Origin of the sequence: Stenotrophomonas maltophilia (genome assembly GCF_002799155.1) — a bacterium.
In the GTDB taxonomy this organism is placed as follows: Bacteria; Pseudomonadota; Gammaproteobacteria; order Xanthomonadales; family Xanthomonadaceae; genus Stenotrophomonas; species Stenotrophomonas maltophilia_R.
Genome location: NZ_NERD01000002.1, coordinates 4,008,734 through 4,024,463, shown reverse-complemented (window position 1 = coordinate 4,024,463; position 15,730 = coordinate 4,008,734). Strand labels below are relative to the sequence as shown.

The following is a 15,730-nucleotide window of genomic DNA, read 5'->3' as shown; positions in this document are numbered from 1 at the left end:
ACGTTGCTTCGGCTTTTGCTGTTGCCTCTGCAGGTGCAGGGCGCAGCCCTGCCGAACCCCCTACCGCCCCGGCAACTGCGCGAACGCGCGCTGCATGCAGTCCTCGCGCGGGCATACCCGGCACCCCGGGCCGATTGATACCGAGTTGCCCGGGCTCTGCACATCCAGCCCCAATGAATACACCAGCCGCTCTGCATGCTGCAGATCGCAGCCCAGCGCCACCGCGAAGGTCTTGCGCGGCTGGCCATGGCCGACCGGACCGCTGCTGACCTGCCGCGCCAGCCAGAAATGGCGACGCCCATCGGGCATGCGCGCCGTCTGCGTCAGGATGCGGCCTGGCTGGTTGAACGCCTCGTAGACGATCCACAGCGGGCACGAACCGCCTACCTGCGAGAAATGGAAATCGGTGGCCGAATGGCGCTTGGACACATTGCCGGCGCGGTCCACGCGGATGAAGAAGAACGGCAGGCCTGGCGCACTGCGCCGTGCCAGCGTGCTCAGCCGATGGCAGACCGCTTCGAAGCCGACGCCGAACTGGTGCGCCAGCAGTTCGATGTCGTAGCTGCTGGTTTCGGCGGCGCGCAGGAAGCGCATGTACGGCATCACCAGCGCGCCGGCGAAATAGTTGGAAAGACCGATCCGCGCCTGCGCGATGCGCGCGTCATCGGTGAAGCCGGCGCGCGCCACCACCGCATCGATCTGCGGCAGGTAACCGTGCAGCGCCAGTTCGGCCGCCATCTGGAACGCCTGCTGGCCGGGCTCCAGGTAATCGGGCAGCCACAGCCGCCGCGCACCGGCATCGTATTGCCGCTTCTCGCGCCCGGCCTGAAGGGCGGCCACTTCCACCAGCACGCCATGGCGGTCGGCCAGCAGCTGGCGCAGCCGCGGCGCCACGTGCCCGGGCGACAACCCCCATTCGGTGAACAGCTGCTCGGCCAGCTCGTCCAGCTCGGGAATGTGGTTGTGCATGCGGTTGAAGAACTCGCGCACCTGGTCGCCGGCAGGCAGGGTGCTGCCGGCGCCGGGCTCGCCCAGCTGGAACTCCAGTGCGGCGGCATGCTCGCGCAGGGCCAGGTGGCGGCGGTGCAGGTCCAGCAGCGCGCGGCTGACCTGCGGCAGGTTGCCGGCCAGCGCGCGCAGTTCGGTGGCACTGACTTCGGCCAGGCCCAGGTCGCGCAGGGTCTCACCCAGCGCTTCCTGCAGCGCGGCGGGCTCATCCTCATCGAACAGCGCCGAAACATCGCCCAATACCTCGCCCAGCTTTTTCTGCACCGCGGGCGTCAGTGGGCGCTTGTTGCGCTCGATCTGGTTCAGGTAGCTGGGCGACAGCCCCAACGCCCGTGCCAGATCAGCCTGGCTGTAGCCGCGCTGTTCGCGCAGCCGCAGCAGGCGCAGGCCAAGTTGTCGCTGGGGGGCTGAATAATTCACAGAATTAACATGAATCGTCTGGCGTGTTGGCCAGATTAAGCGGATTCAGCCCGGAAATCGAGATGAGTGCTGTGAATAATGCCAAGCATCTTTCGCACCCAGTGGGATTGTCGTCATGACTGTTGCAGCGCCCCGTATCCGCATGCTGATCGATGGCCAGTTCGTTGAATCGGCTACCTCCCACTGGCAGGACGTGATCAATCCGGCCACCCAGGACGTGCTGGCCAAGGTGCCGTTCGCCACCACCGGCGAAGTGGACGCTGCCGTCGCCGCTGCCAAGGAAGCCTTCAAGACCTGGCGCAAGACCCCGATCGGCACCCGCGCGCGCATCTTCCTGAAGTACCAGCAGCTGATCCGCGAGCACATGAGCGAGCTGGCCCACATCCTCACCGCCGAACAGGGCAAGACCCTGCCGGACGCCGAAGGCGATGTGTTCCGCGGCCTGGAAGTGGTCGAGCACGCCGCCGCCATCGGCAACCTGCAGCTGGGCGAGCTGGCCAACAACGTGGCCAATGGCGTGGACACCTACACGATCATGCAGCCGCTGGGCGTGTGCGCTGGCATTACCCCGTTCAACTTCCCGGCGATGATCCCGCTGTGGATGTTCCCGATGGCGATCGCCACCGGCAACACCTTCATCCTCAAGCCGTCCGAGCAGGACCCGATGGTCACCATGCGCCTGGTCGAGCTGGCGCTGGAAGCCGGCATTCCGAAGGGTGTACTGAACGTCGTCCACGGCGGCGAGGAAGTGGTCAACGCGATCTGCGACCACCCGGACATCAAGGCCGTCTCGTTCGTCGGTTCCACCCGCGTCGGTACCCACGTCTACAACCGTGCCTCGCTGGCCGGCAAGCGCGTGCAGTGCATGATGGGCGCCAAGAACCACGCCGTGGTGCTGCCGGACGCCAACAAGGAGCAGACCCTCAACGCGATGGTCGGTGCCGCCTTCGGTGCCGCGGGCCAGCGTTGCATGGCTGCTTCCACCCTGGTGCTGGTCGGTGAAGCACGCAACTGGGTGGAGGACCTGGTGGCCAAGGCCAAGACCCTGAAGGTCAGCGGCGGCACCGTGGCCGGCACCGATGTGGGCCCGGTCATTTCCTGCAGCGCCCGCGAGCGCGTGGAAGGCCTGATCGCCTCGGGCGTGGAGCAGGGCGCCAAGCTGGTGCTGGACGGCCGCAAGCCGCAGGTCGATGGTTTCGAGAAGGGCAACTTTGTCGGCCCGACCATCTTTGCCGGTGTCACCACCGACATGCGCATCTACCAGGAAGAGATCTTCGGGCCGGTGCTGGTCATCCTCGAAGCGGAGACGCTGGAAGAGGCCATCGCGATGGTCAACAGCAACCCGAACGGCAACGGCACCGCACTGTTCACCCAGTCCGGCGCCGCCGCGCGCAGGTTCCAGGAAGACATCGACGTCGGCCAGGTCGGCATCAACGTGCCGATCCCGGTGCCGGTGCCGCTGTTCTCGTTCACCGGTTCGCGCGCGTCCAAGCTGGGCGACCTGGGCCCGTACGGCAAGCAGGTGGTGCTGTTCTATACCCAGACCAAGACGGTCACCGCGCGCTGGTTCGATGACGAGACGCTGAGCCACGGCGTCAACACCACGATCAGCCTGAAGTAACGGCAGGAGCAGCCATGAGCCACTCGATGACGACGGAACTGGAAGAAGCGCAGCAGGCGTACCGCGAGGCGGCGCGCGACTTCGCACAGGCCGAACTGGCGCCGCACGCCGCGCGATGGGATGCGGAGGGCATCTTTCCGCGCGAGGCGATCGCCAAGGCCGGTGAACTGGGCTTCTGCGGTCTGTACATGGACCCGGAAGTGGGCGGCAGCGGCCTGAGCCGACTGGACGCCGCCGTCGTTATCGAGGAGCTCGCCAGCGTCGATCCGTCGACGGCGGCGTACATCAGCATCCACAACATGGCCTCGTGGATGGTGTCCAAGTGGGGCCAGCCGGCACTGCGCGATGCGTGGGGTACCGACCTGTCTTCGGGCAACAAGCTGGCTTCGTACTGCCTGACCGAACCGGGCGCCGGTTCCGATGCGGCGTCGCTGAAGACCACCGCCCTGCGCGATGGCGACTTCTATGTGCTGAACGGCTCCAAGGCCTTCATTTCCGGCGCCGGTGCCACCGAGCTGCTGGTGGTGATGGCACGTACCGGTGGTGCCGGTGCCGGCGGTGTCAGCGCCATTGCGGTGCCGGCGGACCTGCCGGGCATCAGCTTCGGCCGCAAGGAAGAGAAGATGGGCTGGAACAGCCAGCCCACCCGTGGCATCACCTTCGAAAACGTCCGCGTGCCGGTCAGCCACCTTCTAGGAGAGGAAGGCGGCGGCTTCAAGCTGGCGATGAAGGGGCTCGATGGCGGCCGCATCAACATCGCCGCCTGCTCGCTGGGTGCGGCGCAGGGCGCGCTGGATGCCGCACGCCGCTACATGGGCGAACGCCGCCAGTTCGGCAAGGCGCTGGCCGAGTTCCAGGCACTGCAGTTCAAGCTGGCCGACATGGTCACCCAGCTGGTGGCTGCACGGCAGATGGTGCACACCGCCGCGCGCAAGCTCGATGCCGGTGCCAGCGATGCCAACGTGTGGTGCGCGATGGCCAAGCGCTTCGCCACCGATGCCGGTTTCAACGTCTGCAACGAAGCACTGCAGATCCACGGTGGCTACGGCTACATCCGCGAATATCCGATCGAACGCCTGCTGCGTGACTGCCGCGTGCACCAGATCCTGGAAGGCACCAACGAGATCATGCGGGTGATCGTTGCCCGTCACCTGCTCAACACCGAAGAGGAACTGCGATGAAGGATTGGCGTACCCAGGAGCACGTGGGCCTGAAGGTCGAGGTGGATGGCCACACCGCCGTGGTCACCCTGAACAACCCGCCGGCGCATACCTGGACCGTGCACAGCCTGTCGGCGCTGCGCGACCTGGTGGGCGCGCTCAACGCAGACCGCGACATCTATGCGCTGGTGATCACCGGTGACGGCGAGAAGTTCTTCTCCGCCGGTGCCGATCTCAACCAGTTCGCCTCCGGCGACAAGGCCGCCGCGCGCGAAGCCGCGCGCCGCTTCGGTGAAGCCTTCGAGGCGCTGTCCGGGTTCCGTGGCGTGTCGATCGCTGCGATCAACGGCTACGCCATGGGCGGCGGCCTGGAATGCGCGCTGGCCTGCGACCTGCGCATCATCGAAGACCACGCCCAGGTCGCGCTGCCGGAGGCCACCGTCGGCCTGCTGCCGTGCGCCGGTGGCACCCAGAACCTGCCGCGCCTGGTCGGCGAGGGCTGGGCCAAGCGCATGATCCTGCTGGGCGAGCGCATCAACGCCGAGACCGCACTGCGCATTGGCCTGGCCGAAGAAAAGGTCGGCAAGGGCGAAGCCAAGGCGTTGGCGCTGGAATGGGCGAAGAAGGCCGGCAAGCAGAGCCCGACCAGCATCGCCGCCTGCAAGACCCTGGTGCAGGCCACCCGCACCGGCACCCACGCCTCGGCGCTGGTGGCCGAGCGCGAAGCCTTCGTCGACCTGTTCGACACCGCCGACCAGGTCGAGGGCGTGACCGCCTTCCTGGAAAAGCGCGCCGCGCAGTGGAAGAACGCATGAGCACCGATGCCGCTGCCGACGACGCACCGGTGCTGTTCGAAGAGCGCGTGGCCGGCAACGGCACGCGCATCGGCATCGCCACGCTCAATGCGCCGCGTACGCTCAACGGCTTCTCGCTGCCGATGGCGCACCTGCTGCTGAAGCAGTTGAACGCCTGGGCCGACGACGATGGCATCGCCATGGTGGTGCTGCAGGGTGCCGGCGAAAAGGCGTTCTGCGCCGGCGGTGACCTGCACAGCCTGTACAAGAGCATGGTCGCCTTCCGCGAGGCCGGCCGCAGCGACATCCGCGAGAACGACTACGCGGCCGAGTTCTTCGACGTCGAGTACCGCGTCGATTACCTCATCCACACCTACGCCAAGCCGATCCTGTGCTGGGGCCATGGCATCGTGATGGGCGGCGGCATCGGCCTGATGTCCGGCGCCAGCCACCGCGTGGTCAGCGAGCGCTCCAAGCTGGCCTTCCCGGAAATCACCGTCGGCCTGTTCCCCGATGTAGGTGGCAGCTGGCTGCTGCCGCGCGTGCCGGGCAAGGGTGGCCTGTTCCTGGCCCTGACCGGCGCGCTGCTCAACCCGGGAGATGCCATCTACGCCGGCCTGGCCGATGTACATGTAGCCGAAGAACGCCGCAGCGCGGTGTTCGATGCGCTGCTGCAGGTGGCCTGGTCGGGCGATGCCGCGCACAACCACGAGCGCCTCAGCCATCTGCTGCAATCGCATGCCAGCGATGCCGCGACCGGTCCGCTGCTGGCCAACGCGGCGCAGGTCGATGCGTTGTGCGAAGGCGATGACCTTGAAGCGATCGTCGCGCGCATTGCCGGCCTGCAGACCGACGATGCCTGGCTGCAGGCGGCACAGAAAACCCTCGCCGCCGGCGCACCGGGCTCGGCACGGCTGTCGTACGAGCTGCAGCGCCGCAGTGCTGGCCAGGACCTCGCCGCGGTCTACCGCCTGGAGTACATCGTCGCCCTGCATTGCACCGCCCATGGTGATTTCGCCGAAGGCATCCGCGCGCTGCTGATCGACAAGGACCGCAATCCGCAGTGGAACCCGGCCACCCTGGCCGAGGCCACCGCCGCGTGGGCCGACACCTTCTTCGCTTCCCCCTGGGCCGATGCCGCGCACCCGCTGGCTGACCTGGGTACTCCCCTTGCTGAAAGGAGCCTTGCATGAGCCACATTGCATTCATCGGGTTGGGCAACATGGGTGGCCCGATGGCCGCCAATCTGGTCAAGAACGGCCACGCCGTGCGCGTGTTCGATCTGGTCCCGGCCGCAGTGCAGGCCGTCGTCGATGCCGGTGCCAGCGCCGCGTCATCGGCACGCGACACCTTGGCCGATGCCGAGATCGTGATCTCGATGCTGCCGGCCAGCCGCCATGTCGAAGGCGTGTACCTGGGCGACGACGGCATCCTCGCCGCGATCCCGGCCGGTGCACTGGTCATCGACTGCAGCACGATCGCACCGGCCAGCGCCCGCAAGGTCTCTGAAGCGGCCGCCGCACGTGGCCTGCAGATGATCGACGCGCCGGTATCCGGCGGTACCGCCGGTGCCCAGGCCGGCACGCTGACCTTCATCGTCGGTGGCGAAGAGGACGCGCTGGAACGCGCCCGACCGGTGCTGCAGGCAATGGGCAAGAACATCTTCCACGTCGGCGCCAGTGGTGCCGGCCAGGTCGCCAAGCTGTGCAACAACATGGCGCTGGGCGTGATCATGGCCGTCACCGGAGAAGCCATCGCACTCGGCGTGGCCCATGGGCTGGACCCGAAGGTGCTGTCGCAGATGATGGCGGTCAGCACCGGCCGCAGCTGGGCCACCGAAGTGTGCAACCCGTGGCCGGGCGTGCTGGAGAATGCGCCGGCCTCGCGCGGCTACAGCGGCGGTTTCGGCAGCGATCTGATGCTGAAGGACATGGGCCTGGCGGTGGAAGCGGCGATGAGTGTCGGCGCCTCGATCCCGCTGGGCGAAGTGGCCCGCAACCTGTATTCGATGAACCACCAGGCCGGCCGCGGCAAGCTGGATTTTTCCAGCGTCGTGCAGCTCATTACGAGCGAGAAGTGACCTGGTAGTGCCGGCCGCTGGCCGGCAACCTCATGCCCCCGCGTGGGACAACGAAGGTGGGATGGGCGGATGTTCGGTTTCGACCGGCATCCGCCCATTTTTTTGGGGTCGGATCCCTTTCGCAACGCGAAAGGGCTCTGACCCCGGCCGCATCAGGCAACGATCAGCGTCACGTCGATGTTGCCGCGGGTGGCATTGGAGTACGGGCACACGATGTGCGCCTTCTGCACCAGCTCTTCCACCTGCTCGCGCGGCACGCCGGGCACGTTGATGGTCAGCTCGGCTTCGATGCCGAAGCCGGTCGGGATCTGGCCGATGCCGACCTTGCCGGTGACAGTGGTGTCGGCCGGCAGCGCGACCTTGGCCTGGCCGGCCACGAACTTCAGCGCACCGAGGAAGCAGGCCGAGTAGCCAGCGGCGAACAGCTGTTCCGGGTTGGTGCCCGGGCCGCCGGCCCCACCCAGCTCGCGCGGGGTCGACAGCTGGATGTCCAGCACGTTGTCGGACGAGACGGAACGGCCTTCACGGCCGCCGGTGGAGGTGGCCTGGGCGGTATACAGAACCTTTTCGATGGACATCGGGATGCTCCTGGTCAGTGGGTGGGTGTTGCGTTGGAGCCTACTTTGCCCGGTTTCTGCGTACGTTGGGTTGCAATGCGTACGAAAAATTTGATCGATCGTCCTGCTGGCCTAGATCGTCCATTCGCGGTCGGTGGTGAACATGATGGTCAGCCAGCGGTCCGGAGAGGCCTCGCCCAGCGCATCGCCGATCTCGTCGCGCAGCTGGTCCCATTCCAGAAGGGGGCGCGGCGGGTCGTCCTCGCGCACCACGAAGAACAACTCGATCTGCTCGCCACGCCCCACCTGCGCCACATAGCTGCGGTGCTCGACGAAACCATGCTTGGCGACGATCGCGCGCGCCACCGCGTCCACGTGCGCCTGCAGTTCAGGCGGGGTGACCAGCAGGATGCCGGCCAGCGCCCGGCGCACCGTGCCGAGCGGGGCGATCATCACCAGCACGCAGACGAAGGCGAGGATGGCCGGGTCGATGTACGGCCCGACCCACGCCAGCGACGTGCCCTGCACGAGTACGCCGCCGAGGAAAGCCAGCAGGTAGCAGGCCGACATGCTGGCCGCGATCACCCAGTTCTTCGCGTCCAGCGCGATGAACTCCGAGCCGATGCGGCGGTTGGCGCGCAGGATGAACCAGGCCAGCGCGCCTTCGCCCACGATCGACAGCCCGGCGAAGGCAATGGCCGGGCCGAGGGCGATGTGGCGGCCCCCGGACATCAACGCGTCCACCGCATTGACCAGCGCATACAGCGCCGCGCCAATCATCAGCGTGCCGCTCACCCCCAGCACGATCGGCTCCAGGTGCCAGAAGCCCATGGTGAAGCGCTGGTTGAGCCGCGATTGCAGCGCATCTGTCTGCGTGGACAGCGCGATCAGCCGCGCCACCAGCAGTGACAGCCAGGTCATCACCACATCGATCAGGCCGTAGATGCCATCGAAGATGATCAGCGAGGAATTGGCCAACAGGCCGAACACCACCGCGCCCGCAGCCAGCAGCAATGAGCCTGCGATGGACAGGCGCAGCACGCCTTGTTCGGTAGCGGGATCGAAGAACTGCGGGTTGGTGGCCATGCCCCGATTGTAGAGCGGCGCCATGCCTCGCTGCCGTTGCGGCCTGCCGACGCTGTCCCTGGGCAGCCCCGTGCCGTAGACTGCGCCCTCCCACGCTCCCCGACGACGCACTGCAGTGATCACGCCACCCTGACCCTTGCCGCACATCGGCAGCCGGCCCACCCGGCTCAGGAACCCGCGTCTTTCCACTGCAGCGCCATGCGGCCACGCCCGCGTGCGCGCGGAGTTTTCCCATGCAAACGTCCTATCCGCTGCGCCAGCAATGGCTCGGCAACCTCCGTGGTGATCTGCTGTCCGGCATGGTCGTCGCCCTGGCCCTGATTCCCGAGGCCATCGCCTTCTCGCTCATCGCCGGCGTCGACCCCAAGGTCGGCCTGTATGCCGCGTTCTCCATTGCGGTGGTCACCGCCATCGCCGGTGGCCGCCCCGGCATGATCTCCGCCGCCACCGGCGCAATGGCGCTGGTGATGGTCGACCTGGTCAAGGACCACGGCCTGCAGTACCTGTTCGCGGCCAGCATCCTGGCCGGCCTGCTGCAGGTGCTCGCGGGCGTGTTCAAGCTCGGCTCGCTGATGCGCTTCGTCTCGCGCTCGGTCATCACCGGCTTCGTCAACGCGCTGGCGATCCTGATCTTCCTGGCGCAGATGCCGGAACTGATCGGCCGCGGCCCGACCGTCTACGTGCTGTGTGCCGCCGCCCTGGCAATCATCTACTTGCTGCCACGCCTCACCCGTGCGGTGCCGTCACCGCTGGTGGCGATCGTGGTGCTTACTGCTGTGGTGATCGGTTTCGATGTGGACGTGCGCAGTGTTGGCGACATGGGCCAGCTGCCCGACAGCCTGCCGCAGTTCCTCATCCCCGATGTACCGCTCAGCTGGGAAACGCTGCGCATCCTGCTGCCGGTGTCGGCCACGCTGGCCGTGGTCGGCCTGCTCGAATCGATGATGACCCTGCAGATCGTCGAGGACATCACCGAGACGCCCAGCGAGCGCAACCGCGAATGCGTCGGCCAGGGCGTGGCCAACGCGGTCACCGGTTTCCTCGGCGGCATGGCCGGCTGCGCGATGATCGGCCAGTCGGTCATCAACGTGACGTCTGGTGGCCGCGGCCGCCTGTCCTGCCTGGTGGCCGGCGTGCTGCTGCTGGTGCTGGTGGTGTACGGCAGCGACCTGGTGCGGCAGATCCCGATGGCTGCGCTGGTGGCGGTGATGATCATGGTCAGCATCGGCACTTTCAGCTGGCGCTCGCTGCGCGACATGCGCACGCATCCGCGCAGTTCCTCGGCCGTGATGTTGCTGACCGTGGTGGTCACCGTGGCCACCCACGACCTGGCCAAGGGCGTGCTCAGTGGCGTGCTGCTGTCGGCGCTGTTCTTCGCCCGCAAGGTCGGCCGCATGCTGGAGGTGCAGCGCGAGGATGCCGGAGACACGCAGGTCTACCGCGTACGTGGCCAGGTGTTCTTCGCTTCCGCCGGCCAGCTGGGCGCGGCGTTTGACTACCAGCACGTAGCACCGAAGGTGCAGATTGACCTGCGCGATGCCCACCTGTGGGATCTGACCGCCGTGGCCGCGCTGGAGCGCGCGCAGGAAAAACTGGCCGCGCATGGCGCCGATGTAACGGTGGTGGGGCTCAATGCCGCCAGCCGGACGTTGATCGAGCAGGTGGGTGGGCGCGGCGGCGGGCACTGAGTTCGCACTCTTCACTCGCCGCCACCTGTGCTGGGACATGGGTGCATAAGCGCTTCGGCAGGGGGCACCCGGGTGACCGCAGCGGCGGTCACCCGCGTTGTTGCATCAGTGCCTGCGGCCCATGCACCTGACTTCCACCCGCATGTCGGCGTCCATCACTTCGCTGGTGCAGATCATCTGGTTGTCGCCCGGCCCGATGTTGGGGCGCACGCCCAGATCGAAGAGGTAGCGACTGAAGTCCATGTAGGCGTCACTGGTGATGCCACCGGGGAACTCGTACACCACCGGCTTGCCGTCCTTGGCAACGTCTGCTTTCGTCTCTGGAACCGGGTTGCCGTGAACGTCGAGGCCGGTGCCGGGAATAGGCGCCCAGCTTTTCATCTCGATGTCGTAGGAGGCCTTGATGCTGGAGCCATCGGCGAAGTTCAGGGTGGTCACCGGGCGGCCCGCAGTCAGCGAGATGTTCTTTCCCCTGACCGAATTGACGAAGGTCATGTGCGCCGCATACCCGCGGGCGAGCCAGGAGGCATTCAACTGTTCGATCGCGTTGTTCATCCTGGCCGGGCTCTGCAATGCATCGTATACGGTTGCCGGCACCGGCCGGTCTGCGGCGGGAGCCGCCAGTGCACGTCGCACGCGTGCAGTCGCCATCGCTTGCTGGGGGAGTCTCCACGTGTTCGATGCAACGTCGTAGTTCATTTCAAGGCTGCGCCCATTCGCGTGCCAGAAGCGGACCAGGGCTACGAAGTAGTCTTCCAGGTCCTGTTCGATCGGCAGCTCCTGGATCCTGCGATCCCACAGGATGACGAACTTCCGTATCTCTCCCGTGGAAATACTGGTTACCAGCGCACCGCCGACGTCGACGTCCGACAGCGCGGCCGCCTGCATCTGAGCGTATGAACACCCTTCGCACGGGATATCTTGTATCTGCTTCACCTGCGCGTGCGCTCCCTGCGCACAGAGCAACAACGCCACCGCAGTGGCGTATCGGAACAGCCTCATCGAATTCGATTCCTAGATGGATGGATTAGGTAGGAAATGAATGACGATCCTGGCTACTGACGCAATGACCAGCGCAATCGACACGGCGCGGGTGAAGCGATGAATCTCGCGCCGTTGGAAGGGTATCCATACCGTGAGCAGGATGGTCGTGAGACCAAAAACCAGCACCGGGGTGCCGGAGGTCGTCATCGCCATGCACAGGCTGATGAAGGCGAACAGCTCCAGGACCAGTTCGATATAGGTGCGTTGCTGCATTACATGTTCCGTTTGCTTGGGGCATCCATGCCGCACATCGTCATGCGGCGCTCAAATGATATCACTTCTCATTCGTATTTGGCGGGATGGCGGGCGTGTGCCACACCGGCAATGGGGCGCCGACGCTTCGCACACCGCCTGACGCCCCGCCGCCGTTCAGCCACCCGGTGTAAACTATTGATCTCACTAGCAATGCCAGTCTCCACGATCAACACCCCGATGACGTCCGCCGCCGCCCGTTACGCCGATTCCCTGCGCCTGTCCGTGGCCCCGATGATGGACTGGACCGATCGCCATTGCCGCGTGTTCCATCGCGTGCTGGCACCGGGTGTGCGCCTGTACACGGAAATGGTGCACGCCAATGCGGTCATCCACGGCGATCGCGAGCGCCTGCTCGGCTTCGACCGCAGCGAGCAGCCGCTGGCGCTGCAGCTGGGTGGCAGCGACCCGGCGCTGCTGGCGCAGGCTGCGCGCATCGCGGCGGAGTGGGGTTACGACGAGGTCAACCTCAACTGCGGCTGCCCCTCCGACCGCGTGCAGGCCGGGCGTTTCGGCGCCTGCCTGATGCGCGAGCCGGTGCTGGTGGCCGACTGCGTGGCGGCGATGGTCGACGCGGTCGAGATCCCGGTGACGGTGAAGTGCCGCCTGGGCGTGGACGAGGACAACGATTACGACGTGTTCGCCGCCTTCGTCGACCGCCAGGTCGCCGCCGGTGCCGCGATGGTGGTGGTGCACGCGCGCAACGCGTGGCTGAAGGGTCTGTCGCCGAAGGAGAACCGCGAGGTTCCGCCGCTGAAGTACGACTGGGCCTACCGCCTGAAGCAGGAGCGCCCGGCGCTGCCGGTGGTGCTCAATGGTGGCCTGGCCAGCCTCGAGGCGGTGCAGGCGCAGGCCGCGCACGTCGATGGCGTGATGCTGGGCCGTGCGGCCTACCACGACCCCTACCTGCTGCATCAGCTGGAGGCGCTGCACACCGGCGCCCCGCTGCAGGCGCGCGGCGACCTGCTGCGCGCGATGCGTCCGTACATCGAGGCGCGGCTGGGCGAAGGCCTGGCGCTGAAGCACATCACCCGCCACCTGCTCGGCCTGTTCCACGGCCAGCCTGGTGGCCGCGCATTCCGCCAGGTGTTGAGCGAGGGCGCGCACCGCCCTGGTGCCGATTGGAGCTTGGTCGAGCAGGCGCTTGCCGTGACCGAACGCGACAGCGATCGCGCCGCAGCGTGACCTTCGTCACATTCCTGACTTGACAAGGCGCGGCGATTCGTCCCGAATGTTCACCTAGCTGAACATCGCGGGATCGCCGCCGGAAAAGTTCAGACCGGATTCACTGCCCCAAACCAAGAATTTGCAAAGGATTTGTAAAACGCCGGACCCCAATTCCGGCATCCGGATTTACGACTTTTGAACGAATCGCCGTGCTCGGCTAGGATCGCATCGATGTCTTCCGTTCCCCTCCATTGCCGCATTGCCCTGGCCACCTGCGTGGTGCTGGCGGTTGCGCCGCTGTCGTCGGCGCTGGCACAGCAGCCGCCGCGTGGCGACCAGGGGCGGGCGGAGATGATGGAGCGGGGCGAGCGCGGCAACCGTGGCGACGAGCGGTCGCTGTCCGATGCCGTGCGCCGCGTGCAGCGCACCACCGGCGGCCACATCCTCGGCGCCGAGCGCGTGCCGTTCGATGGTCGTGATATCAACCGGGTGAAGTACATGGACGACCGGGGCCGGGTCCGCTATATGGACGACCCCGCCCCGTCGCGTTCACAGCCGCGCACGCCGCGGTCGGATATGTCATCACTACGCGGCGATAACCCCTGAACAGGGATAGTTGTCGCTATCAACCCGTACCCCACAGGCCTCCGGGCCACACCCAGGACACTAGGGAGAGTTCATGCGTATCCTTCTGGTCGAAGACGAAGCCCCGCTGCGTGAGACCCTGGCAGCCCGGCTCAAGCGCGAAGGCTTTGCCGTCGATGCTGCGCAGGACGGCGAGGAAGGCCTCTACATGGGGCGCGAAGTCCCGTTCGATGTCGGCATCATCGACCTCGGCCTGCCCAAGATGTCGGGCATGGAACTGATCAAGGCCCTGCGTGACGAAGGCAAGAAGTTCCCGGTGCTGATCCTGACCGCGCGTTCGAGCTGGCAGGACAAGGTCGAGGGCCTGAAGCAGGGTGCCGACGATTACCTGGTCAAGCCGTTCCACGTCGAAGAGCTGCTGGCCCGCGTCAACGCGCTGCTGCGCCGCGCCGCCGGCTGGAGCAAGCCGACCCTGGAATGCGGCCCGGTCGCCCTGGACCTCGCCGCCCAGACCGTCAGCGTGGCCGGCAGCAATGTCGACCTGACCAGCTACGAGTACAAGGTGCTGGAGTACCTGATGATGCATGCCGGTGAACTGGTCTCCAAGGCCGACCTCACCGAGCACATCTACCAGCAGGACTTCGACCGCGACTCGAACGTGCTGGAAGTGTTCATCGGCCGCCTGCGCAAGAAGCTGGACCCGGATGGCGAGCTGAAGCCGATCGAGACCGTGCGCGGTCGCGGCTACCGTTTCGCGATCCCGCGCAACGAGGGCTGAGCCGGCTCACCCTGGCGATAGCACGATGTCCGGCCGTCTGTGGTTCTTCCGACGCTGGCGGCCGCGCTCACTGCAGGCGCGCCAGATGCTCGCCGCGTCCGTGGGCCTGGTCGCGTTCCTGGCCCTGGCCGGTTACGCGCTCGACGCCGCCTTCGCCGATACGGCGAAGGCGAACCTGCGTGAGCGCCTGAAGAACTACGCCACGTCCTACGCGGCCGGCATCGACTTCACCCGCGACCGCTCGCTGTACATCCGCGAGCAGCCGCCGGATTCGCGCTTCGATGTGCCCGGCAGCGGCCTGTACCTGCAGGTGGTGATGCCGCACGGCAAGGGCAATTCGATGTCCGCCGAAGGCCCGATGCTGCCCACCGTGGGCGGCGGCCTGCTGGCGCCGCGCCAGGAAGTGTTCGAGGGCCCGCTGCCGATGATCCAGATCGATGGCAGCCAGGGCTCGGTCTACCGCTATGGCCTGGGCCTGGTGTGGGGCGCCGACGCCGATCCCGCCACCGAATTCCCGTACACCATCTACGTGATGGAAGACTCGCGCGCGCTGGGTGCTCAGCTGCGCGTGTTCCGTGGCCGCGTCTGGTTCTACCTGGGCGGCATCGGCCTGATCCTGCTGCTGCTGCAGACCGTCATTCTGCAGTGGAGCCTGCGCCCGCTGCGCCGCGTGATCACCGAGCTGACCAAGGTGCAGCGCGGCGAGACCGAGCGCATGAGCGAGCGCCACCCGCGCGAGCTGGAACCGCTGACCGACAGCATCAACGCCTTCATCGAAAGCGAGCGCGAGAACCTCGAGCGCCAGCGCAACACCCTGGCCGACCTGGCGCACAGCCTGAAGACGCCGATCGCGGTGCTGCGCACGCAGATGGACAGCGGCGCCGGCGACAACGCACTGCGCGAGGAACTGGACGTGCAGCTGCAGCGCATGAACAACCTGGTCTCGTACCAGCTGGCGCGCGCGGCCTCGTCCGGCCACAAACTGTTCTCCGCGCCGCTGCCGATCGAGTCCAACGCCGAGGAAATCGTGCGTGGCCTGGAAAAGGTCTACGCCTCCAAGGGCGTGCTGTGCGAATTCGACATCGACCCGGCCGCGCGCTTCCACGGGGAACCGGGCGACCTGCAGGAACTGCTCGGCAACCTGCTGGAGAACGCCTTCAAGTGGGCCAACCGCCGCGTGCTGCTGACCGCGCAGCCGCTGCCGGCCCCGAATGCGCGCCGCGCCGGCCTGCTGCTGGCGGTGGACGACGATGGCCCCGGCATCGCCCCGGACGACATCGGCAAGGTGCTGCAGCGTGGCGTGCGTGGCGACGAGCGCGTGCAGGGGCATGGTATCGGCCTGTCGATCGTGCAGGACCTGATCAAGGATTACCGCGGTGAACTGACCGTGGGCCGTTCGGGCGAACTGGGCGGCGCCCGCTTCGAAGTGCGCCTGCCGCCGGGGCCGTAAGCCGCGCATTCGCGTCGGCCGGGCATCGCCTGGCGCAACA

Annotated in this window: 15 protein-coding genes; 10 read left to right on the top strand and 5 right to left on the bottom strand. The window is 66.8% G+C overall.

Annotated elements, in window-relative coordinates:
- Window positions 1–60: 60 nt before the first annotated feature.
- Window positions 61–1,428, bottom strand: a complete 1,368-nt coding sequence (locus B9Y82_RS19270; RefSeq protein ID WP_100474942.1) for a helix-turn-helix domain-containing protein — start codon at window positions 1,426–1,428, stop codon at window positions 61–63.
- 115 nt (window positions 1,429–1,543) lie between these two features.
- On the opposite strand from B9Y82_RS19270, the gene B9Y82_RS19265 reads away from it, so the two are divergent.
- From B9Y82_RS19265 to mmsB, 5 genes are read left to right on the top strand one after another with little or no spacing between them, the layout of a single operon-like run.
- Window positions 1,544–3,049, top strand: a complete 1,506-nt coding sequence (locus B9Y82_RS19265; RefSeq protein WP_100474941.1) for a CoA-acylating methylmalonate-semialdehyde dehydrogenase — start codon at window positions 1,544–1,546, stop codon at window positions 3,047–3,049.
- Window positions 3,050–3,063: 14 nt separating this feature from the next.
- The gene (locus B9Y82_RS19260) at window positions 3,064–4,230 is read left to right on the top strand and encodes an acyl-CoA dehydrogenase family protein (RefSeq protein WP_100474940.1); all 1,167 of its coding nucleotides are present in this window, start codon (window positions 3,064–3,066) and stop codon (window positions 4,228–4,230) included.
- Window positions 4,227–5,024, top strand: a complete 798-nt coding sequence (locus B9Y82_RS19255; protein WP_087921197.1) for an enoyl-CoA hydratase — start codon at window positions 4,227–4,229, stop codon at window positions 5,022–5,024. Before B9Y82_RS19260 ends, B9Y82_RS19255 begins: the two co-directional genes overlap by 4 nt.
- Window positions 5,021–6,196 carry an enoyl-CoA hydratase/isomerase family protein gene (locus B9Y82_RS19250; protein ID WP_100474939.1) on the top strand — a complete coding sequence of 392 codons (1,176 nt, stop codon included), beginning with the start codon at window positions 5,021–5,023 and terminating at the stop codon, window positions 6,194–6,196. Before B9Y82_RS19255 ends, B9Y82_RS19250 begins: the two co-directional genes overlap by 4 nt.
- Window positions 6,193–7,083, top strand: a complete 891-nt coding sequence (mmsB, locus tag B9Y82_RS19245) for a 3-hydroxyisobutyrate dehydrogenase (protein ID WP_100474938.1) — start codon at window positions 6,193–6,195, stop codon at window positions 7,081–7,083. The genes B9Y82_RS19250 and mmsB overlap by 4 nt, the downstream gene beginning before the upstream one ends.
- A 152-nt stretch (window positions 7,084–7,235) precedes the next feature.
- Here mmsB and B9Y82_RS19240 read toward each other — a convergent pair whose 3' ends face one another.
- Together B9Y82_RS19240 and B9Y82_RS19235 are read right to left on the bottom strand one after the other, a co-directional pair.
- Window positions 7,236–7,661 carry an organic hydroperoxide resistance protein gene (locus B9Y82_RS19240; protein WP_004153735.1) on the bottom strand — a complete coding sequence of 142 codons (426 nt, stop codon included), beginning with the start codon at window positions 7,659–7,661 and terminating at the stop codon, window positions 7,236–7,238.
- Between the two features lie 111 nt (window positions 7,662–7,772).
- A complete protein-coding gene (locus B9Y82_RS19235; RefSeq protein WP_100474937.1) occupies window positions 7,773–8,750 on the bottom strand; it encodes a cation diffusion facilitator family transporter in 978 nt (325 codons plus the stop codon).
- 209 nt (window positions 8,751–8,959) lie between these two features.
- On the opposite strand from B9Y82_RS19235, the gene B9Y82_RS19230 reads away from it, so the two are divergent.
- Window positions 8,960–10,414, top strand: coding sequence for a SulP family inorganic anion transporter (locus B9Y82_RS19230; RefSeq protein WP_100474936.1), 1,455 nt, complete (start codon window positions 8,960–8,962; stop codon window positions 10,412–10,414).
- Window positions 10,415–10,519: 105 nt separating this feature from the next.
- On the opposite strand, the gene B9Y82_RS19225 is transcribed toward B9Y82_RS19230, so the two are convergent.
- Together B9Y82_RS19225 and B9Y82_RS19220 are read right to left on the bottom strand one after the other, a co-directional pair.
- Window positions 10,520–11,416: a hypothetical protein gene (locus B9Y82_RS19225; RefSeq protein WP_100474935.1), complete on the bottom strand. Its 897-nt coding sequence runs from the start codon at window positions 11,414–11,416 to the stop codon at window positions 10,520–10,522.
- A 12-nt stretch (window positions 11,417–11,428) separates the two neighbouring features.
- Complete coding sequence (locus B9Y82_RS19220) at window positions 11,429–11,671, bottom strand: hypothetical protein (RefSeq protein WP_100474934.1); 243 nt, start codon at window positions 11,669–11,671, stop codon at window positions 11,429–11,431.
- A gap of 192 nt (window positions 11,672–11,863) precedes the next feature.
- Here B9Y82_RS19220 and dusA point away from each other — a divergent pair, with 192 nt between their 5' ends.
- From dusA to B9Y82_RS19200, 4 genes are all read left to right on the top strand, one after another.
- A complete protein-coding gene (gene dusA / locus B9Y82_RS19215) occupies window positions 11,864–12,895 on the top strand; it encodes a tRNA dihydrouridine(20/20a) synthase DusA (protein ID WP_162292090.1) in 1,032 nt (343 codons plus the stop codon).
- A gap of 213 nt (window positions 12,896–13,108) precedes the next feature.
- Window positions 13,109–13,483 (top strand): hypothetical protein, encoded by a 375-nt coding sequence (locus tag B9Y82_RS19210; RefSeq protein ID WP_100474933.1) that lies wholly within the window; start codon window positions 13,109–13,111, stop codon window positions 13,481–13,483.
- A gap of 73 nt (window positions 13,484–13,556) precedes the next feature.
- Window positions 13,557–14,240 carry a response regulator transcription factor gene (locus tag B9Y82_RS19205; RefSeq protein WP_004136763.1) on the top strand — a complete coding sequence of 228 codons (684 nt, stop codon included), beginning with the start codon at window positions 13,557–13,559 and terminating at the stop codon, window positions 14,238–14,240.
- A gap of 25 nt (window positions 14,241–14,265) precedes the next feature.
- A complete protein-coding gene (locus B9Y82_RS19200) occupies window positions 14,266–15,690 on the top strand; it encodes an ATP-binding protein (RefSeq protein WP_100474932.1) in 1,425 nt (474 codons plus the stop codon).
- Window positions 15,691–15,730 lie beyond the last annotated feature (40 nt).